At 61.1% G+C, this 20,433-nt stretch carries 16 protein-coding genes; 10 read left to right on the forward strand and 6 right to left on the reverse strand.

Annotated elements, in window-relative coordinates; translation table 11 throughout:
• Positions 1-36: 36 nt before the first annotated feature.
• Positions 37-831: a lysophospholipid acyltransferase family protein gene (locus tag RBB81_RS18665; RefSeq protein ID WP_353071667.1), complete on the reverse strand. Its 795-nt coding sequence runs from the start codon at positions 829-831 to the stop codon at positions 37-39.
• Positions 832-904: 73 nt separating this feature from the next.
• On the opposite strand from RBB81_RS18665, the gene RBB81_RS18670 reads away from it, so the two are divergent.
• Positions 905-1,468 carry a DUF2062 domain-containing protein gene (locus RBB81_RS18670; RefSeq protein ID WP_353071668.1) on the forward strand — a complete coding sequence of 188 codons (564 nt, stop codon included), beginning with the start codon at positions 905-907 and terminating at the stop codon, positions 1,466-1,468.
• 126 nt (positions 1,469-1,594) lie between these two features.
• Here RBB81_RS18670 and RBB81_RS18675 read toward each other — a convergent pair whose 3' ends face one another.
• Positions 1,595-2,518: a S1/P1 nuclease gene (locus tag RBB81_RS18675; protein ID WP_353071669.1), complete on the reverse strand. Its 924-nt coding sequence runs from the start codon at positions 2,516-2,518 to the stop codon at positions 1,595-1,597.
• Positions 2,519-2,657: 139 nt separating this feature from the next.
• On the reverse strand, positions 2,658-3,992 hold the full coding sequence (gene pncB, locus RBB81_RS18680; protein ID WP_423248030.1) for a nicotinate phosphoribosyltransferase: 1,335 nt from the start codon (positions 3,990-3,992) through the stop codon (positions 2,658-2,660).
• A gap of 141 nt (positions 3,993-4,133) precedes the next feature.
• Between pncB and RBB81_RS18685 the strand changes: the two genes are divergently transcribed.
• The 6 genes from RBB81_RS18685 (at position 4,134) to RBB81_RS18710 (ending at position 11,512) form a co-directional block, all read left to right on the forward strand.
• Positions 4,134-5,468, forward strand: coding sequence for a PP2C family protein-serine/threonine phosphatase (locus tag RBB81_RS18685; protein ID WP_353071670.1), 1,335 nt, complete (start codon positions 4,134-4,136; stop codon positions 5,466-5,468).
• A gap of 250 nt (positions 5,469-5,718) precedes the next feature.
• Complete coding sequence (locus RBB81_RS18690) at positions 5,719-6,633, forward strand: alpha/beta fold hydrolase (RefSeq protein WP_353071671.1); 915 nt, start codon at positions 5,719-5,721, stop codon at positions 6,631-6,633.
• A 179-nt stretch (positions 6,634-6,812) separates the two neighbouring features.
• Positions 6,813-7,880, forward strand: coding sequence for a 1,9-bis(guanidino)-5-aza-nonane synthase (locus RBB81_RS18695; RefSeq protein ID WP_353071672.1), 1,068 nt, complete (start codon positions 6,813-6,815; stop codon positions 7,878-7,880).
• A 415-nt stretch (positions 7,881-8,295) separates the two neighbouring features.
• Entirely contained in the window at positions 8,296-9,903 is a 1,608-nt protein-coding gene (locus RBB81_RS18700; RefSeq protein WP_353071673.1) for a response regulator, read from the forward strand.
• 535 nt (positions 9,904-10,438) lie between these two features.
• On the forward strand, positions 10,439-10,813 hold the full coding sequence (locus tag RBB81_RS18705; protein WP_179584555.1) for a response regulator: 375 nt from the start codon (positions 10,439-10,441) through the stop codon (positions 10,811-10,813).
• 381 nt (positions 10,814-11,194) lie between these two features.
• The gene (locus tag RBB81_RS18710) at positions 11,195-11,512 is read left to right on the forward strand and encodes an Hpt domain-containing protein (RefSeq protein ID WP_183787829.1); all 318 of its coding nucleotides are present in this window, start codon (positions 11,195-11,197) and stop codon (positions 11,510-11,512) included.
• 201 nt (positions 11,513-11,713) lie between these two features.
• Here the strand turns inward: RBB81_RS18710 and RBB81_RS18715 are convergent, their stop codons facing one another.
• Together RBB81_RS18715 and RBB81_RS18720 are read right to left on the reverse strand one after the other, a co-directional pair.
• Positions 11,714-12,703: a hypothetical protein gene (locus RBB81_RS18715; RefSeq protein WP_353071674.1), complete on the reverse strand. Its 990-nt coding sequence runs from the start codon at positions 12,701-12,703 to the stop codon at positions 11,714-11,716.
• Positions 12,651-15,059: a DNRLRE domain-containing protein gene (locus RBB81_RS18720; protein ID WP_353071675.1), complete on the reverse strand. Its 2,409-nt coding sequence runs from the start codon at positions 15,057-15,059 to the stop codon at positions 12,651-12,653. The genes RBB81_RS18715 and RBB81_RS18720 overlap by 53 nt, the downstream gene beginning before the upstream one ends.
• 513 nt (positions 15,060-15,572) lie before the next feature.
• On the opposite strand from RBB81_RS18720, the gene pgm reads away from it, so the two are divergent.
• The gene (pgm, locus tag RBB81_RS18725; protein WP_353071676.1) at positions 15,573-17,228 is read left to right on the forward strand and encodes a phosphoglucomutase (alpha-D-glucose-1,6-bisphosphate-dependent); all 1,656 of its coding nucleotides are present in this window, start codon (positions 15,573-15,575) and stop codon (positions 17,226-17,228) included.
• Positions 17,229-17,340: 112 nt separating this feature from the next.
• Positions 17,341-19,035, forward strand: coding sequence for a hypothetical protein (locus RBB81_RS18730; protein WP_353071677.1), 1,695 nt, complete (start codon positions 17,341-17,343; stop codon positions 19,033-19,035).
• Positions 19,036-19,192: 157 nt separating this feature from the next.
• On the opposite strand, the gene RBB81_RS18735 is transcribed toward RBB81_RS18730, so the two are convergent.
• Complete coding sequence (locus tag RBB81_RS18735; RefSeq protein ID WP_353071678.1) at positions 19,193-19,723, reverse strand: TetR/AcrR family transcriptional regulator; 531 nt, start codon at positions 19,721-19,723, stop codon at positions 19,193-19,195.
• A 166-nt stretch (positions 19,724-19,889) separates the two neighbouring features.
• Between RBB81_RS18735 and RBB81_RS18740 the strand changes: the two genes are divergently transcribed.
• Positions 19,890-20,414: a hypothetical protein gene (locus RBB81_RS18740; RefSeq protein WP_183787824.1), complete on the forward strand. Its 525-nt coding sequence runs from the start codon at positions 19,890-19,892 to the stop codon at positions 20,412-20,414.
• Positions 20,415-20,433: the final 19 nt, after the last annotated feature.

Below are 20,433 nucleotides of genomic sequence, written 5' to 3' on the forward strand. Positions count from 1 at the left end.
TTACAGAATGTTCACGTCAAATGAACATTCGTTGAATCAAAAATGGTGCATCTCCCCCGCCACCTGCTCCCCCTCCCCAAAGGTGTTAGTTCTCAACGCAGCCACCGCCGCCCGAGCCTCCACCGCCGCCTGCTTCCGGTGCAGCACACCGCTCGAAAACTCCATCGGCCCTTCTGCAAACCGCACCTCCGCGCTCACCCCACGCAGCCCAAGAAAGGTAAAGACATGCCTCCACATATTACGGTCCCCCCAGTAGCAAACGTCGTCCGCAACGCTCACATCAGGCCCGTTGTCCTCTCCAAGCTCATAGCGAAGACAAGCCGCCGTCACCGGAGCGCCGCCATCCATTGCCTGCGCCAGCAGCCCGCTGTGAAACTTCAGCAATCCGCTTCCATTACTCGTCGTCCCCTCAGGAAAAAACACCACCGGCAATCCCGCGTCCACCGCCGCCTGCATTCCCGCCCGCGCCTTCATGGCCGACCCGCCATGCCCCCGCTCGACATAAACTGTTCCTGACATCGTCGTCATCCACCCCACCACCGGCCAACTCCTGATCTCCGCCTTCGACACAAACACGCACGGATGCACCGCCGCATACACCACGATATCCAGATAACTCAAGTGATTCGAGATCACCGCCCCACGCTTCGGAAAGCTCCCCGAAACCTTGATCTCAATCCCCATCCCGCGCATAGCTCTCGCACAAAATCGATGCAGCCAATCCGCCCTCTGCTCCCGCGTCTCCGGCTGCGTCACTGCCAGTTCGACACCCGCCACCACAAACATCCCCACCAGCCGAACACTCCGCCCCGCAGCCCGAAAAAAGTTCACCAGATCCAATCCTCACTCGCCTGAAGCAGGCCCCGCTCAACGAAGCCTCATCGCGCAGTCTATCCTGTCAGCAGTGCAGTCCCGCGAATCCAATCTCAGTGAACCGAGCGAAGTCCCCGCTCCCGTCCATCACAACTGGGTATACCGCCGCGTAGCCCTCCCCGTCCTCGCGCTCCTCCGAATGGGAGCGTCTCCGGAAAAACTAGCCTGGAGCCTCGCCGTCGGCCTCCTCATCGGCATTAACCCCATCCTCGGCAGCACCACCGTCCTTTGCCTCGCCGTAGCCTTCCTCCTGCGCCTCAACATAGCCGCCTCACAGCTAGGCAACCACATCGTCTATCCGCTCGAAATCGTCCTTGTCATCCCGTTCATCCGTCTCGCCAGCCGCGTCTTCCACACCGCACCCATGCCCCTCTCGGCAAACGAGCTGCTTCACGCCGCCCGCGAGCGTCCCCTCGCCCTCTCCCGTCAGCTCTGGCTATGGGAATGGCATGCCTTCATCCTCTGGGCCATCTTCGCCGCAATCGCAATCCCAGTCATCGCGCTCGCACTTACCCCACTCCTCCGAAGACTCCTCAAGCGCGTCGAGCACCACCAGTACCCGCTTCTCTCATCACCGACACAACCCGAAAAATAGCTTTGACCAGAGCGGCTGTCGTATAGATGGAAAGGGGAAAGCCTGTCATTCTGAACGCAGTGAAGAATCCCTGTATTTCGTCTCTTGCTTTTGCTTTTCTCTGCCGCAAATACGAAAAGCGACCCCCTAATTCTCGTACTTCGAAGACGGCAAAAGCTCTGCACTGTTCACCCACGCCGAATAGATCATGTCCCGCAGCTCCGTCGCTCCCGCCGCCAGCCTCTCTTCGGCAAACGCCTTCCCCTCCGACGTTCCCGCGCCAACAAACGCTCCCGCCTTCTCGAGTTGATACGTCTTCTCCACCAGCGAGTTCGTATGCCGCAGGTAAGCCATGTAGTCGGTAAACACATCCCCCAACACCACCGGCTTCTCCGCAATCAATGGAGCCACCTCTCCCGGCTTCACATTCGCAGACACAAAAGTCGATTCGAACAGCGCATGAATCCTATGCTCCGTCGTATATCCCTTCGGATTCGGCCCCGTCCATCCGTTGTACTGAATCGTCGTATGCAGCGGCTGCGAACCATCCGCCACATAATGCCCCAGCCACCCGGCCAGAAACACGATCTCACACTCCGAAGGCTTCGTATCCTTGTGGTCTTCTTTCAGCTTCCGATAGTCGCGCATAGCACTCTTCAACCGCTCCCACACCTCGACAGTTACATAAGGCTGCAACCCCACCTTCTCCGGCGTCAGTGCCAGATCCAGGTGAGACTTCTGTGCAAACTCGAGTGCGCGCACATAGTCATACCGCCGCCTTGGTAGCTCTCCAACCAGGTCCGCCCACTCCAGATCGATATAGTGTTCCGGGGAACCCGCCGCATTCAGCTCCGGCTCCAACGGCGACTTCCAACGGTCCGGCTCCGGCCCGTAGTATTCCAGCGCATCCAGCGCCTGCTTCGATCGCAAAAACTCAGGCACATCCGACGGCAGCGCCGCTCCCGCCAACCGGTTAATCATCATGTGCCCGTCCCGCCCCCACGCCACACTCTGCTGAACCAGCATCACCGGCAACAAAGCGACTGCTGCCGCAACCCGAACCGAGCCCATCCATCTCTTCATGCAAAAAAGTATACGTGGCTCGCACCAACAAAAAATGAACGCGCCGAGCAACGCAAGGCCCGCAACTAAAGGTACACAAGTCACGAAGTGACCGCGTCGCGCGCAGCGAGCCGGCCGGCAGGCCACCTCAAACCACAACCAACGCACCCTCCACAGCCACACTCCCAAACACTCGCCGATACCGCGCAATCTCCGCCGCCGGCCCGGTCGCCTTCCGCGCGTTGTCCGACAGCTTCACCGCCGGCCTCCCATCCACCGTCATCAGCTTGCAAACCAAACTCATCGGCTCAAGCACAGTCTCCCCCCTCGGATGGCACCCACGAAAATCATTCGTCAGCAACGTCCCCCAACCCGCGCTAAACCGTATCCGTCCATGAAAGTACTCATGCAGCCGCAGAATATCTTCTACATCCAACCCATCGGACGCGATCAGCCGCTTTTTCTTCGCATCTCTTCCCCTCTCCGTCAACCACGCGATGTACTCATCCCCCGCAACAAACGGATCTTTGCTGTCACATCGCTGCCCCGTCCAATCCGCCACCCAGTCCGGAGCTCCCTCCAAAAACTGCGTCGTACCAAACGTATCCGGCAACATAATCAACAACTCGCCGCCATAGCTCTTCTGCCAAAGCTCCAGCACGCGATACTGCGAAGCATGCAACTGCTCATTATCCTTTGCAAGCGCCGCCATCGCCATCGGCAGCTCATGCGCATTGGTCCCCATGGCTTCCAAATCATGCTTGTAGGCAAGAAAAGTATTCGAAGTTCCCGACAGACTAGCCCCCAAAGCCACCCGCATCACCTGCACGACATACTCCTGCCACAAAAAACTATGCCGCCGCCTCGTTCCGAACTCCGAGATCCTCACCTCCGGTAGCCCCCGCAGCCGTTCGATCTTCTCCCAAAGCTTCGTCTTCGCCCTCGCGTACAAAACATCCAGCTCAAGCTCGCTCAGGGTGCTCAGCGCGGCCCGCGTCTTCATCTCGCTCACCAGCGCCAGCCCGTAGACCTCCCACATCGTCACCTCGGTCCACAGCCCTTCAAAGCACACCACAACCTGCCCATCCTGTTCCGTCACCGTGTAATCCGACAACCGAAAGTCCTTCTCCAGCCACTCCAGAAACGCCGGCTCGAAGATAGTCCGGGTCCCATAAAACGTATTTCCCGCCAGCCAGATAATCTCCGACCGTCGAAACCGAAGCCCCCGTACATGCTCCATCTGGTCCATCAGCATCGCCATCGGGATCTCCTCCGACAGCCGCACCGACACCGTTCTGTTTGTAACCTCCGAGGTAACATGAACCCTGGGAAAGTTCTTCCAGATAAACTGCAGCATCAGCAGCTTGTAAAAATCCGTATCCAGCAGCGATCGCACAATCGGATCCAGCTTCCAGTTATGGTTATGGGCCCGTTCCGCAAAGTTGACGTTCATTCCAACAGTCTCGCCTCCAACTCGGCTCAAAGCAACTCTCTTTCCACCGCCTTCTGTTGAGTCGACAAGTGGCCCTGTACATCGAATCGGCAAAGGGTTGATGATGGTCTCGCAAACCCAGCGACAGACCCACGCAGTTGAAAGCCTCTAGACCTCAAAGGGAGCTAACCCGTGAAGCCCGAACCTCAGGCAACCTCTTCCCCCCGCATCTTCGCCGAACTGGCGGAGCGCGAGTGTCCAGAGTGCCCCTATCTGCGTATCTTCAAATCCACCGTCTACGTCCGCGACCACGAAAAGAGCCTCAAGTTCTACATCGACCAGCTCGGTTTCAGCATCGTCGCCGACGCCCGCTTCGACTTCGACGGCCGCTGGGTCGCCATCGCTCCTCCCGACGGCTCCGCCGTCCTAGCCCTCATCGCGCCCAAGCGGGGCTCCGAGAACTACAAGCTCATCGGCCGCAATACCCAAATCGGCTTCATCTCTGAGGACATCAACACCACCTACGAGCTTTGGCAAAGACGCGGCGTCCGATTCCACCACCCGCCCCAGCAGACCATCTTCGGAGCCACCGTCGCCGGCTTCTACGACATCGATGGCAACTCCTTCGAACTCCTCGGCTCCGACCAGATCAGCCGCGAGATCGAGCGCCAGCGCCGCGACGCCACCGAGAAGATCGAGTCCGAGCGCCGCGCCGCGCAAGAGCTCGAGATCGCCAGACAGGTTCAAGCCCGTCTCTTTCCCCAGACACTACCCCCGCTTGAGACCCTCGACTACGCCGGCATTTGCATCCAGGCCCGCCACGTCGGCGGCGACTACTACGACTTTCTCTCGCTCGGTCACGGTCGCCTCGGTCTCGTCATCGGCGACATCGCCGGCAAAGGCATCGCCGGCGCCCTCCTCATGGCAAACCTCCAGGCCAACCTCCGCAGCCAGTTCACCCTCGCCCGCGACGAGCCCCACAGCTTCCTGCAATCCGTCAACCGCCTCTTCTACCAAAACACCACCGACAGTGCCTACGCCACGGTCTTCTTCGCCGACTACGACGACAGTGCCCGCCTCCTCCGCTACGCTAACTGCGGCCACCTCTGCGCCATCCTTCTCCGCCACAATGGATCCATCGAACGCCTCCACTCCACCACCACTGTCCTCGGGCTCTTCGAAGAGTGGCACTCCCCCATCGTCGAATGCCAGCTCGCCGCAGGCGACCTCTTCACCCTCTACACCGACGGCGTAACCGAATCCTTCAACGAGTCCGAAGAGGAGTTTGGCGAAGACCGTCTGATCGCCGCCCTCCAGCGCAACTCCGATCTCCCGCCCCAGGCCCTTCTATCCGCCATCGTCGACGAGATAAAAATCTTCAGCCCCCACGAGCAGCACGACGACATCACACTCATCGTCGCAAAGTGCACTCCCGCCCGACTGAAACAGCAGCAGATCCCACCCGCCGTCCGAACGACAACCCTTTCGAAGAGTCGCTCCAAAGTACGAACCGCAAAACTCACATAAACCCGAGTTCCCCCAATCGGACCCTGTATCAGTCCGTGCCGCACCTATTTGTTGTCATTCAGCAGCGAAAGCGTTTGTTGTTATTCCGCAGCGAAAGCGAAGGAATCCGCTGTTCTAGTTGCTACTTACCGTTGCAACCACCCGCACCATGACATCTGTCACCCCACTTCCATGACGCAGAACACTGGCCGTAACGCAACCCGCACCGCACACTGAGGTAGTTCCAATGGACCGCCCAAGGAGCCTCCTGATGACTACATCCCGCACCGCTCTTCGCATCGTCGTCCTTCTCCTCCTCCTTGCCGGCGTCCTGCTGCTGCGAAAGCCTCTCTTCAGTCAGGCCATCACCGCCGCACCCACGCGCTTCTCTGTCATCATCGAAGGCGTAGCCCCCGGCAAAGGCCCCGACGTCCTCCTCATCCCCGGCCTCGCCAGCTCCCGAGACGTCTACGCCGCCGAGGCCAGACTCCTCACCGCCACCTACCGCCTTCACCTCATCCAACTGGCAGGCTTCGCCGGAGAGCCCGCCGGCCCCAACGCCACCGGCCCCATCTTCGCCCCTGTAGTCGAGCAGCTCCACCAGTACATCGTCGTCAACCACCTCCAGCCGATCCCCGTCATCGGCCACTCCATGGGCGGCCTTCTCGCACTCATGCTCGCCCAGGCCCACCCCGAAGACGTCAGCAAGCTCCTCATCATCGACACCCTCCCCTTCTACGGTCTCGTCTTCAACCCTTCCGCCACCGTCGAAAGCGTCGCGTCGCAGGCCAAAGCCACGCACGATCAGTTCCTCGCCCTGCCCAACGACCAGTTCGCCGCATCAGCCCCCTCCTACACCAACCGCCTCGTCAAAGATCCCGAAGGGCAGCGCCAGGTCACGGCCTCTTCCATCTCCTCCGACCGCACCGTCTTCGCCAACGCCATGCTCGAAGACCTCGCCACCGACCTCCGACCCCAGCTCGCCACCATCAAAACCCCGATGACCCTTCTCTATCCCCATGAAACCGCAGAAGGCCCAGCCGAGCAGGTCACCGCCCTCTACACCACCGCCTACGCCGCCAAGCCCAACCTGAAGATCATCCGCATCGACGACTCCCGCCACTTCATCATGTACGACCAGCCCATCGCCTTCGACAAAGCCGTCCAAACCTTCCTCAAACCCTAAAAATCTCCCCTCCGACCAAAGGGAGGCCCCAGCGGCCCATCCCACCCAGACCGGTACACAAGTCACGAAGTGACCGCTCTCCGCGCAGGAGGCCCGTCCGGCAGGACACCAGCATCTCATACAAAATTCACACAAAAACCCGCGTCAGTACTGGCTAAAGTTGATATCCTGTAAAGGCCATGCCTACAAAAAAAGAACTCCTCGACCGCCCCATCCAGCACCTCGACATCAAGCAACACAATGTCGTGCCCCTCGTCGACGCGATGGCCCACATGGCCTACAGCTCGCGCGACACCTACCGCGCCGCGTCCATCTACGACATGATGCTGCGCGACACCGACTGTGGCGTCATCCTCTGCATCGCAGGCTCCATGATCTCTGCCGGCCTCAAGCAGATCTTCATCGACATGATCCGCAACAACATGGTCGATGCCATCGTCTCCACCGGCGCCAACATCGTCGATCAGGACTTCTTCGAAGCTCTCGGATTCAAGCACTACATCGCCGACGACCAGTACAAGTACGGCAATGAAGACGCCGTCCTCCGCGAGCTCGCCATCGACCGCATCTACGACACCTTCATCGACGAGGACGAGCTCCGCATCTGCGACGAGGTCACCCACCAGATCACCAACTCCCTCGAGCCCCGCCCCCACAGCTCCCGCGAGTTCATCCGCGAGATGGGCGCCTACCTCCAGCGCGAAGGCAAGACCCCGCAGGCCGGTGGCGTTGACTCCGTCATCCTTGCCGCATACGAGAAGAACGTCCCCATCTTCGTTCCGGCCTTCTCCGACTGCTCCGCCGGCTTCGGCTTCGTAGCCCACCAGCACGCACGCCAGGGCAAGCCCATGGTCTCCATCGACTCCGCCAAGGACTTCTACGAACTGACCCAGCTGAAGATCGCCAATCCCTCCACCGGTCTTCTCATGCTCGGAGGCGGAACCCCCAAGAACTTCGCGCAGGACATCGTCGTCTCCGCCGAAATCCTCGGCGTAGACGCTCCCATGCACAAGTACGCCATTCAGATCACCGTAGCCGATGCCCGCGACGGCGCCCTCTCCGGTTCCACCCTCAAAGAGGCCTCCAGCTGGGGCAAAGTCGACCTCACCTACGAGCAGATGGTCTACTCCGAGGCCACCCTCGCTCTCCCCCTGATTACCGGTTATGCCTTCCACAAGAACGCCCACTCTTCCCGAAAAGGGAAAAAATGGACCAGCATTCTCGATCAGGTTGCCGTAACCGCCTAAACCCGATAAAACCCAATGAAAGCCGCCTTTTCCCCGTGAAAAAGCGGCTTTTTTAGGTCAATTCTCGACCTAAGTGCTTTGTCTCCAATGTTGTCATCTCTGATAACCCACCGACGTGTTATTCCCACTACAACTTACTTTCTGTCATTCTCAGCGTGAAATCAGAATTTTTACGCTGACAGATAGGGGTTCCTGAAATCTCCAGCCGAGCCCCCCATCCGAACTGCGCTTTAACACGTACGTGCTATAAAGCTTCCAACGGTTACCAAATAAAGTTACCGACAAGTAGCATAAGAGTTACCATAGGTCACCGGCAAAAATGCACATTCTTCCTCTACTTGGCTATCTCTCGCTCCTGACAACCTCCGCAGTTTTGCTTGTCGCCTTTTTGCGCGTCCAACGTAGCTGCCGTGAGATGACCGACCAGCTGAACCAGGCCCGGGAGCAGCAACACCAGCACACCCTTCAACTCACGCATCGCTCCGAGCTCGACACTCTCAAAGACGAGTTCATCTCCACCGTCTCGCACGAGCTCCGCACTCCCCTCACCAGCATTCGCGGCGCACTCGGCCTTCTCTCCTCCGGCATCATCGGCGACGTCGATGCCAAAGCCCTCAACCTGCTCCGCATCGCCGTCACCAACACCGACCGACTCATCCGCCTCATCAACGACATCCTCGACCTCGAGCGCATGGAGTCCGGCCGCGCTCCCCTGCAGATTCGCCGCTGCTCCTTGCGCGACCTCGCCCAGCAGGCCATCGACACCATGACCGCCATGGCCGACGCCAACACTGTCCATCTCGCGCTCGAGCCCTCCACCGTCGCCCAGGCCGCCTATCCCGAAGCTCTCTTCTTCGACGGCGACGCCGACCGTATCCTCCAGGTCCTCACCAATCTCCTCTCGAACGCCATTAAGTTCTCCCCCGCCGCCTCCACCGTTCGCATCCACACCGAAGCCGCCTCCGACTCCATCCTCCTCAAGGTCGTCGACGAAGGCCGCGGCATCCCCGCCGACAAACTCGACACCATCTTCGACCGCTTCCAGCAGATCGAACCCTCCGACGCCCGCCAGAAGGGCGGCACCGGCCTCGGTCTCGCCATCTGCCGCAGCATCGTCCAGCAGCATAGCGGCTCCATCTGGGCCCAGCGCAACCTCGGCCCCGGCACCACGCTCTACATGATGCTTCCCCGCACCACCCGCGCCACCGACGTCGCCGTCCCCTCCCAGCTTCCCCCGCGCGGCGAAGGCGCCATCCTGGTCTGCGACGACGACGCAGGCATCCGCACCGTAGTCTCCGAGCACCTCACCCGCCAAGGCTACACCGTCGTCGAAGCCAGCTCCGGCGAACAGGCCCTCGTCCTCGCCGCCGAGCATCACGTCGAAGCCATCCTCCTCGATCTCTATATGCCCGGCCTCAGCGGATGGGAGACCCTGCAGCGTCTCCGCAATAACCCCATCACCGCCAACATCCCTGTCGTCGTGCTCAGCGTTCTCTCCTCTACTCTCCGTCCCCAACTCACCGGCGACGCACAGGGCTGGGTCCAGAAACCCTTCAACGAAAATCTCCTCTTCGCCGAACTAGGCCGCGTCCTGCATCAGGGCGAAGGCCCCGCCTACGTCCTCCTCGTCGAAGATGACGAGGACCTCGCCAGCGTCCTCACCGCCAGCTTCCATGACGCCGCGGTCCACGTCGATCACGCCGCCACGCGCCAGCAGGCCATTCGCCAGTGCATCACTCGCCCGCCAGACCTTCTCATCCTCGATCTCACCCTCCCGGACGGCGACGGCTTCTCCCTCGTCGAGTGGCTCCGCCAGCAACCCACCCTGCGCACCATGCCGCTGGTGGTCTACTCCGGCCGCGAGATGTCTGAGACCGAGATGGCCAAGCTCCGCCTCGGTCCCACCGAGTTCCTCACCAAGGCCAAGGTTCAGCCGCAGGAGGTCGAAGAACTCGTCCTCTCCATGGTCCACCGTCTCCGCACCAAATTCTCCGACCTCGCCGCCGCAGGCCCCGCAGCCTAACGAAACTCCTCGAGCTGTGGCACCAAACGAAATTATTGTCATTCTGCCATGAGCCCGCCGAAGGCTGGAAAGAACCCGCATTTCGCCTTTGTTGTTGTCTGTTCTTATTTCATCCTTCCTATAAGAAGCGTCATCTCGACCGAAACAGCAGACAGTTTCATCATCTACTGCGCAATGGAGAGACCCGCATTTCCCCTTTGTTGTTGTCTGTTCTTATTTCATCCTTCCTATAAGAAGCGTCATCTCGACCGAAACAGCAGACAGTTTCATCGTCTACTGCGCAATGGAGAGACCCGCATTTCCCCTTTGTTGTTGTCTGTTCTTATTTCATCCTCCCTACAAAGAAGTGTCATCTCGACCGAAACAGCAGACAGTTTCATCGTCTGCTGTGCAGTGGAGAGACCCCCGCATTTCGCCTTTGTTGTTGCTTGTTTTTTTCTCTTATCCAACTCCAGGCAGCCTACCCACCCATTCGCAAGCGAAGCCACTAAGACAACTCCACCAACTCGCGCCGCATGAGAGAATAAACTCGCTCATGCGACGCATTCTCATCATTGACGACGAAGATGACATTCGCGAAGTAGCCGCGCTGTCCCTCGAAGCAACCGCAGGCTGGGAGATTCTCACCGCCAGTTCCGGCGCCGAAGGCATCGACATCGCCTCCGCCGAACAACCCGATGCCATCCTCATGGACGTCATGATGCCAGGCGTCGACGGCCCCACCACCTTCGCCAGGATGCAGCAGACGCCCGCCATCTCCCACATCCCCGTTCTCCTGCTCACCGCCAAGGTGCAGGGAGTCGACCAGCGACGTTTCGCCGGCCTCGGTCTCGCCGGAATCCTCTTCAAACCCTTCGATCCCCTCACTCTCGCCGATCAGATCTCCACGGCGCTCGGCTGGGCAAACTAGCACCCTCGTTCTAAAAAAACATCTCAATAGCGATCCTCTGCAGTGATCCTGAGCGCAACGAAGACCCCCAAGCCCTTGCCGTCATCCTGAGCGCAACGGAGGATCCCAAGCCTTTTGTCATCCTGACCCTGAGCTTGTCGAAGGGGAAGGATCCCGACGAACCCTGACCCGCCTCCACCTCTTCTTCCTTCCAACTCAGCCTCTCCAATCCCTCGCCGTGTCTTTCCTCCTTCGCACCTCCCATTACCTCCGTGTCATGCGGGACATCGGCCCATGACATTCGTCCCACCGAGCTAAACAATCCGCAGTACACTACCCGCAGGCTTTGTTCACTAAGCCGCGTTCGATCTTCACCGAAGCTCCCCACCAGAACCCTCCAGCATGAAAAAACACGACCAGATCGACGATGTCCTTGCCAGTCTCTGGAAGAAGAATCTTCCGACCCTGCGCGAACGCCTCGACCTGCTTGACCGCACCGCCTCCCTCGCCGCCTCCGGCACCCTCTCCGAAGAGCCCCGCCTCGAGGCCTACAGCATTGCCCACAAACTCACAGGCTCTCTCGGCATGTTCGGCTACCAGCAAGGCACCGACATCGCCCGCAAGATTGAGCAAATCTTAAAGACCCCCTCCCCCTCACAACTCACCACCCTCCCTGCGCTCGCCAAAGACCTTCGCACCTCCCTCTCCGCCGGCCTTTGAGAAGTCCTGTCGGACGGGCGCCCTGCGCGGGCGGCGGTCCGGCAGGACTTGTAATTGCTTCGCGAGGTGCTCCCGTTGGGCGCAGGCTAAAGTCCGTACCGACCAACGGGAGGACCGAGCGGCAGACCCAGCCAAGACCGGTACACAAGTCACGAAGTGACCGCCCCGCGCGCAGCGGGCCCGTCCGGCAGGACAACCCAATCAATTACAAGCCAGCGCCATCCACATCCCCGTAGCCGTCCCGCTCGCTCCCGTAACCGTGAAGTCCACAAAGTTCCCCGCCGCCACCGTCACGTTGCCCTCCTGGGTACACGACCCACCCGGAGCGACCGAACAAACCAGCGAAGTATTCGCCATACTCCCCGGCGTCCCCTGCCGCAGAATCACATTCACCGTATTCGTCGTCTCCCGCGAAAACACACTCAACTGTGTCGCCGTGCACCCCGCCGGAACCCAGGTCAGCACAGCATCAGTCTCCGTCGAGGCATCCGTCGAACTATTCACCGAATGAAACAGCAGATTGAACGAGACGGAGTGATAGATCGAAGCAAACGGTATCCCACTCGTCCCCCCTCCACCGCCACTGCCGCCCGTCCCATTCGCCCCCGCGGCTCCCTGCGGAATCGTAAAGTTCAACACCGCGGCATTTGCACTCCCAACATTGGTTACACTCGCCTGCGTTCCCGCCGCGCCGGTCGTCACCGTTCCCACGCTCACCGTAGCCGCCGCACCAGCCGGCCCCGTGGCCCCAGCGCTTCCATCCTGTGCCAGCACCCCCCACACCGCTGGCGAGAGATCCGGCTCCGCACCGACCGACCCGGTAGCCGCCAGGTACGTCGCCCCACCAAAGCTGACCACATCATTCGCACGGTAAGTGGCCGCAACTCCCCACGGCCCGCGAAACGTCACGCCCACCGCGCCCGCCGGTCCAGCCGGACCCGCCACACCTTGCGGACCCTGCACACCCGCCGTCCCCTGCGCGCCCGTCGCCCCGGTAGCTCCCGTGGCGCCAGCCGCACCCTGCGCCGCCAACAAACTCCACATTGAAGGACTTACATTAGGTGCATTCCCGAAGTTGCTAGCAACCAAAGAGATATAACTCGATCCAAGATAGCTCACCGCATCGTTCAACCCATAGTTAATACCTGAAGAGTAGCTCCCCCCGATAAACCATCCCCGCCGGTCCCGCAACTCCCACGGATCCCGTAGCACCCTGAGGCCCAGCCGGCCCCATCGCCCCGGTCAAACCCGTGGGTCCCGCCGAACCCGTAGGTCCCGTAGGCCCCGCTGGCCCCTGGGCACCAGGAAACCCTGTCGGCCCCTGCAGACCTGTAGCACCCGTAGCTCCCACCGGCCCCTGCCCTCCGGCCTGAGCCAGCACACCCCAAAACGTCGGACTCACATCTGGCTGTCTTCCACTATTCGCCGCCAGCGCAATGTAACTCGACCCACCAAAGCTCACCGCACCGCCAACAGAATAGCTGGTCCCCACCAGCCATCCCCCCAGAAAACTAACCGGCGGCCCCTGCGGCCCGACCGCTCCATCGGCCCCCGCTGGCCCCATAGCCCCAGCAGGCCCAGAAGGTCCCGCCGCACCAGCGGGTCCAGCAACTCCCTGCGCCGCCAGCACCGCCCACTGCCCCGGACTCAGCGAAGGTGTATTCCCAACATTCCCTGCCACCAGCGAGACGTAAGTCGATCCACTGAAGCTCACCGCATCATGCAGCGCATAGTTCGTCGACGACACATAGTTCCCCGTATAGTTCGCCACGGGAGGCCCCTGCGGCCCCGTAGCTCCCGTCGCTCCCTGCGGCCCAGCCGTCCCAGCCTGTCCCGGCACACCAGGCACACCCTGAGGCCCCACTGGCCCAGCAGGCCCCTGCGCCCCCTGCGATCCCGTCGCGAACAAGGACCACTGCGCCGGGCTCAAGCTCGGAGTATTCCCAAGATTCCCCGCGACCAGCGAAACGTAAGCCGACCCGCCAAACAGCACCCCATCCGCCAGCGCATAGTTCACCGCCGAAGAGTACGTCCCGCGAAACGTCATCCCCACCGGCCCCACAGGCCCCTGCGGACCCATGGGCCCACTCAGCCCTTGAGCGCCCGTAGCTCCCGTCAAACCCTGCGCCCCAGCCTGCCCCGGAATCCCCTGCAACCCCTGAGGACCCGGCGGCCCGTTCGGCCCCACAGACCCCGGCAATCCCTGCGGCCCCGCCACCCCCTGTGCCCCCTGCGCTCCCGTAGGCCCCGCCGGTCCCTGCGCCGTCAGCACTCCCCACTGTCCAGGGCTCGCACTCGGCGTATTTCCATGATTCCCATTCAGCAGCGAAGCATAACTAGCCCCCTGCCAAAGCACCACATCTCCCAGCGCATAGTTCGTCGTCGAAGAGTAGTTCCCTTGATAAACCAACCCCGGCAGCCCCGGAGCACCCGCCGCCCCAGCCGCCCCCGTCGGCCCCGCAGCCCCCGTCGGTCCAGCCGGTCCGGTCAACCCCTGAAGCCCTTGAGCCCCTGCCGGTCCCGCTGGCCCCTGAATCCCAACCGCCCCCAACGCCAACACACCCCATTGCCCCGGACTCAACCCCGGTGTATTCCCATGGTTCGCCACAATCAGCGAAACATAGCTCGACCCCTGATACGTCACCACATCATTCAGCGCATAGTTCGTAGCCGAAGCATACGTCCCCTGATACGCCAACCCCGCCGTCCCCCCGCTACCACCTGAACCCGTCCCACCCTGCGCCAACACCGACCACTGAGCCGCGATTCCCGGCGTATTCCCCCGGTTCCCTCCTGTCAGCGAGACAAAACTCGACCCCGAATAAGTCACCACATCATTCAGCGCATAAGTCGACCCCGCCGCATAAGCTCCCTGAAAGCTCAACCCCGGCGCCCCCGCCGCCCCAGCAGGCCCCGTAGCCCCTGTCGCTCCAGCCGGCCCCGCAGGCCCTGCAGGCCCCGCCGGCCCGGTGGCTCCCGGCGCTCCACCCGAAGCCAGCGCTACATCCAGCACCGCCGCATGCCCCGTCAGGTCGTTCTCTTTGCTATCGAACTGCACCACCGCAGTCCCCGTCGTCAGGGCCACCCCATTATTGGTCGCCGGAGCACTCACCCATCCCTGCACCAGCCCCGTCACATCCACCACCACATAAACTCCAGCCTGCCCCACCGATACCGTCTTCGCCGCACTCCCCAGCGCCGGCAGCGTCCCATACGTCACGCTGTACTCCCCCCAACTCCCACTCACCGGCTGCACACTCACCAACCCCGCCGTATCTACCCGATTGCAATACAGCCGCAACGTCGCCCGCGACACCTGCCCCGACGTAGTCCCCGCCGGCAGCATCGAAAGATCAAACTGCAGAAGCGCCGTATACCCGCCGCCCACATTCAAGTTTGAGATTGTCCCGCTATTCACAGCCGGCCGTGCGCTGTTCACATGGGCGTCCGCCACCAGCGTCGCCTCCACCGCAGACGCCGGCAAAGCCGCGGCCCACAGCCCCGCAAGCCCCACCCCGTGCAGCAGAATCCGTCGTACCAGGCCCATCCAACCCCTCATGGACAGGTTCTGCCGCACACTCTGCGCCTACAAAACCAGCCATCGTTTCCACGATCAAAACTCAACAGCGCACGTCGAAGCCGGCTAGAAAGCGGCCCAGCAACGTTCCAAATCAAAACACACAACCCGGATCATTCCCGTTTTAGGCTAACCGCACCCAAAACACAAGCACCTTCCACTGCGACTTCCGTGTCAAACCGAGTCCTACCCAATCCCGACCGACCCACAACCTGCAACCCACAACCTCCACCTCCACCGTCCGTCCTAAGAACCTCTCCAGAAACTTCATAGATCGTCATCTCGACCGGAGCCGTGCGGTCTTATCGCACGGCGCAGTGGAGAGACCCCCGTATTTCGCCTTTGCAGTTGTTTGTTTTCACTGAGACTGTCCTGCCGGCATTTCCCACACCACCCGCATCCCATATAGTGTCAAAGGGTCTAAGCAAAGGTCACAACAATCACAAGGCACTCGCACAAGGCAATCGAGAGGCACACAACGGCATGAGCACCAATCCAACCCAGACTCCCAATCAGCCCGGCCAGCTCCCGCTTCCCGCCAATCTGGTCAATCTCTCTCGCCTCATTACCGCCTACTACACCCTTCATCCCGACCCCGCCATCCCCGCCCAGGGCGTAGCCTTCGGAACCTCCGGTCACCGCGGCAGCGCCTTCAAAACCGCATTCAACGAAGACCACATCGCCGCCATCACCCAGGCCATCGTCGACTACCGACGCGACCAGCACACCACCGGCCCCCTCTTCCTCGCCCAGGATACCCACGCCCTCTCCGAGCCCGCCTTCGCCACCGCCCTCGAGGTCCTCGCCGCCAACAACATCGACGTCATGGTCGACACCGACCTCGCTTACACCCCCACCCCCGCACTCTCCCACGCCATCCTCACCTACAACGCGCAGCGTAAAGAAAAGCTGGCAGACGGCATCGTCATCACCCCCTCGCATAACCCACCCGAGGACGGCGGCTTCAAGTACAACCCACCCAACGGCGGCCCCGCCGACACCATCGCCACCAAGTGGATCGAAAACCGCGCCAACGACATCATCGCTGCCGGCCTCACCGCCGTAAAGCGCATCCCCTACACCCAGGCCCTCAACGCCCCCACCACCCACCGCCACGACTACATCACCTCCTACGTCGACGACCTCGCCAACGTAATCGACTTCGAAGTCCTCGCCGGAACCACCCTCAAGCTGGCCGTAGACCCGCTAGGCGGAGCCGGAGTCCACTACTGGCCCCGCATCGCCGATAAGTATCATCTTCCGTTACAAATACTCAACCCCAACGTAGACGCCACCTTCCGCTTCATGACCACCGACTGGGACGGCCGCATCCGCATGGACTGCTCCTCCCCCTACGCCATGGCCAGCATGATCGCCAACAAGCAAAAGTACGACGTAGCCTTCGCCGCCGACACCGACCACGACCGCCACGGCATCGTCACCCGCACCACCGGTCTCCTCAATCCCAACCACTACCTTGCCGTCTGCATCCAGTACCTCTTCACCAACCGCCCCCAGTGGTCTGAAAAAGTCGGCATCGGCAAAACCCTCGTCTCCTCCTCCATCATCGACCGCGTAGCCAAAGGCCTCAACCGCCCCATGCTTGAAGTCCCGGTAGGCTTCAAGTGGTTCGTCGACGGCCTCATCGACGGGTCTTTAGGCTTCGTTGGCGAAGAGTCCGCCGGAGCCACCTTCCTCCGCCGCAACGGCCATGTCTGGACCACCGACAAAGACGGCCTCATCCCCGGCCTCCTCGCCGCCGAGATGACCGCCCGCACCGGCAAAGACCCCGGCCAGCTCTACGCCGAACTCACCGCCAAGTACGGCAATCCCGTCTACGAGCGCATCGACGCCGCAGCCACCAAAGATCAAAAAGCCAAGCTCGCCAAACTCTCCCCCGCTCAAGTCACCGCCAAACAGCTCGCCGGCGAACCCATCACCGCCATCCTCACCGAAGCCCCCGGCAACCACGCCCCCATCGGCGGCCTGAAGGTCACGACGGAGAACGGCTGGTTCGCCGCCCGCCCCTCCGGCACCGAGGACGTCTACAAGATCTACGCCGAATCCTTCAAAGGCAAAGACCACCTGAAACAAATCCAGACCGAAGCGCAATCGCTCGTGACCACCGCCATCTCCTGACCAATCCCTCACGTCATTGAACCCTTCGCCCGGATTCACGAATCGCTAACATCGACCGACTAGAGTCCTCTTCGTATCAGAGAACGTAAATCTCACTGATCCGGAGACACGAATGACTTCCCCCTTCACCAAAACAGGCAAGACAAGCTCTTGGCCTCTTCTCGCAAAAAGCTTCGCAGCTCTCTCCCTGACCACCCTCGCCGCCAGCATTCCCGCCAGCGCACAGGACCACGACCGCGACGCTGATATTCACTTCTATCCTGGAAATCTTGTCGTCTCCCGCAGCGTCTACGACAACAACCCAAACAACGTGAAGGTAGGCGCCCTCCTCCCCCCAAACTGCGCCAACACCACCGTTCCCTGCGTAGCCGCGACCAACGACGGCACCTTCCCCTTCGTCTTCAACAACGTCCTCGCCGATGGCAGCTTCGGCATCACCTCCAAGGTCTATCTCGACCAGATCACCCCCTTCGGCTTCCTCCTCGACAGCCTCGAAGTGCCCAACAGCTCCCAGCGCAACATCCGCTCCGAGAGCAACCAGCTCGTCACCAGCTTCAGCTCGAAGTCGGAAGAGGCTCTCAACCTCTCCACCGACGGCAAGCTGCTCACCCTCATCGACTACGTCGCTCCCATCAACACCATCGACGTCTCCAACTCCAACACCCCCGGCGTCATCGATCCCACCAACCCCGTCGGCGTCGCCTACTATCGTGCCGTCGCCACCGTCAACCGCTCAGGCAAGTTCTCCTTCACTGAAACAAACGCCTACAGCGGCAACAACGGCCGCGCCGCCATCTTCAACAACACCAACGGCGCAAACTTCTTCTACACCTCCGGCAACGCAGGCAACGGCAGCAACCCCCAGCCCAACGGCGTCATCCTCGGAGCCGGTGCCCACATCATCGATCCCGCCAACGCACCCGAGAGCTTCCAGAACCCCGGCACTCCCACCCCTGTCGCCAGCTTCTCCGTCACCCTGCTCGGCGATAAAGCCGACAAGATCGGCAAGGACGACAACTTCCGCGGCCTGACCGTCTTCAACAACGTCCTCTACTACACCAAAGGCAGCGGCGGCAACGGCGTCAACACTGTCTACTTCGTCGACACCACCGGCACCGCCTGCCCCAACGGCGTAGGCGTTCCCGCCACCGGCGCAACGCTCCCCATCTCGCCTCTCGCCTACGACCCAACCAAGCTCCAGACCTCCGGCCTGCCAAGCAACATGTGCATCCTCGCTGGCTTCCCCACCGCCCTCGCCAAGACCGCGAACCCACTCGCCTTCCCCTTCGGCATCTGGTTCGCCAACGCTGACACCCTCTACGTAGCCGACGAAGGTGACGGCTTCGCCAGCGACGCCACCCTCTACACCCACGCCGCCTCCCAGACCACCGCAGGCATCCAGAAGTGGATCTTCAACGCCTCCACCAGGACCTGGAGCCGCGCCTACACCCTGCAGACCGGCCTCGAACTCGGCGTCCCCTACACGGTCAATCGTTACCCCACCGGCAACAACTCAGCCACCAGCCTTCCCTGGTCGCCAGCCACCGACGGCGTCCGCAACCTCACCGGCAGGGTCAGCGACGACGGCAAGGTCACCCTCTACGCCATCACCTCCACCGTCAGCGGCAGCGGAGATCAGGGCGCCGATCCAAACCGCCTCGTAGCCGTCACCGACGATCTATCCAACACCGACGCCGCCAAAGTCGCCAAGGAGAAGTTCACCATCCTCCGTAAAGCCGACTTCGCCGAAGTCCTCCGCGGCGTCTCCTTCACTCCCGGCACACGACCGGATCACGATCGCTGGTAGTCGCCGTTCACTCGAAACACCTGTCCACCCACAACGCATCGCGGCGGAGGTCCATCTCCCGTCGCGATGCGTTTGTTTTCGAACCTGCCCTTTTCGATTTACCGGCCTATCGTTACAAGCGCTGGCGTCTCTGACGCCGGCAGTCCCAAGCGAAAGATCAAAAGCTCCGCAAAAGAAGCTCTCTGGCACTCGCCAGCACCTTCTCTCGCATCACGGGCTCTGGCAGCATCCGAGCGATTTCAATCGCCCCAACCATCGTTGAAAAGATCGAAAAGAAAGCCCGCTCTTTGTCGGCAGTCCGACGGCCAGGCATAAACGGAAGCATTCGGCTCCTGTATTTCCTTAGTTCCTCAAAGATCCGGGGCTTCATCGCCTTATCCACCCTCGCCATCTCGGGCGCAAGAGCAGGCAAGGGACATCCGTACTCGACGTGATCGCAATATTCCAGGCTCAGGTAGGTCTTTACGATCGCCTTCCACGCCGTCTCGGGTTTGGACTGCTCGCCGACTTGAGCAAGGCGGTCGGCTATCTCCTGGAACGCCTCGCTCAGCGATTCCATCAGCAACTCTTCTTTGCTTCCGAAATGCTTGTAAAAGCCTCCGTGGGTCAAGCCGGCGTCCCGCATCACGGCTGATACCGCAGCGCCTGTAATGCCCTCGGTGCGTACGCGCCGCGAGGCATCTTTCACAATCTTCTGATGGATTTCAACCTTGTGTTCGGGCCTGTAGCGCATAGCTCAGTATAGGATGCTGGCGATCATCTCACGATGCAATCCGTCACCGCCCAGACTCTTCCGAAGAAATTCTGAATCCATGGGATGATGCATGTAATCCCATGCGTACAGGAGGCCACAAATGTCCCCACAAACGCTCTTCCTAACGCATCTCGTTTTCGGTTATGTCGCGTGCCTGCTTTGCTTCAGCGTGTATGTTCTGCCCAGGCTCAGGTCGATGGAACGGGTTGAAGCGCAACGCGTCATCGCTACCGTGCACAGCTTCCGCTTCTTCGGGTTGGTCTTTATTCTCCCAGGCGTCGTCGGCCCCAATCTGCCGGCTGGCTTCGCCAACTTCGCCGCTTACGGCGACTTTGCAGCCGGAGTCCTGGCCCTGTTGGCTCTTCTCACCGTAAGGGTGCGTCCGCTCTTTTGGTTCTTCGTCGTCGCCTTCAATCTTGTGGGAACAGTCGACATCCTCATCGACTACTATCACGCGGTCAGGCTCGGTCTTCCTGTGGTGGCCGGGCAGTTGGGTGCCGCATACGCGATCCCGATCCTCTATGTGCCTTTGCTGATGATCACGCACGTTGTCGCTCTCTATTGGCTGGTGCGTCCGCACCCCAGGGCCGCCTCTGTCCTCATCGGCGACGCGGCCGCATCCTGATTCAGATCAACTCCGCACC

The organism is Tunturibacter gelidoferens, assembly GCF_040358255.1.
Lineage (GTDB): Bacteria > Acidobacteriota > Terriglobia > Terriglobales > Acidobacteriaceae > Edaphobacter > Edaphobacter gelidiferens.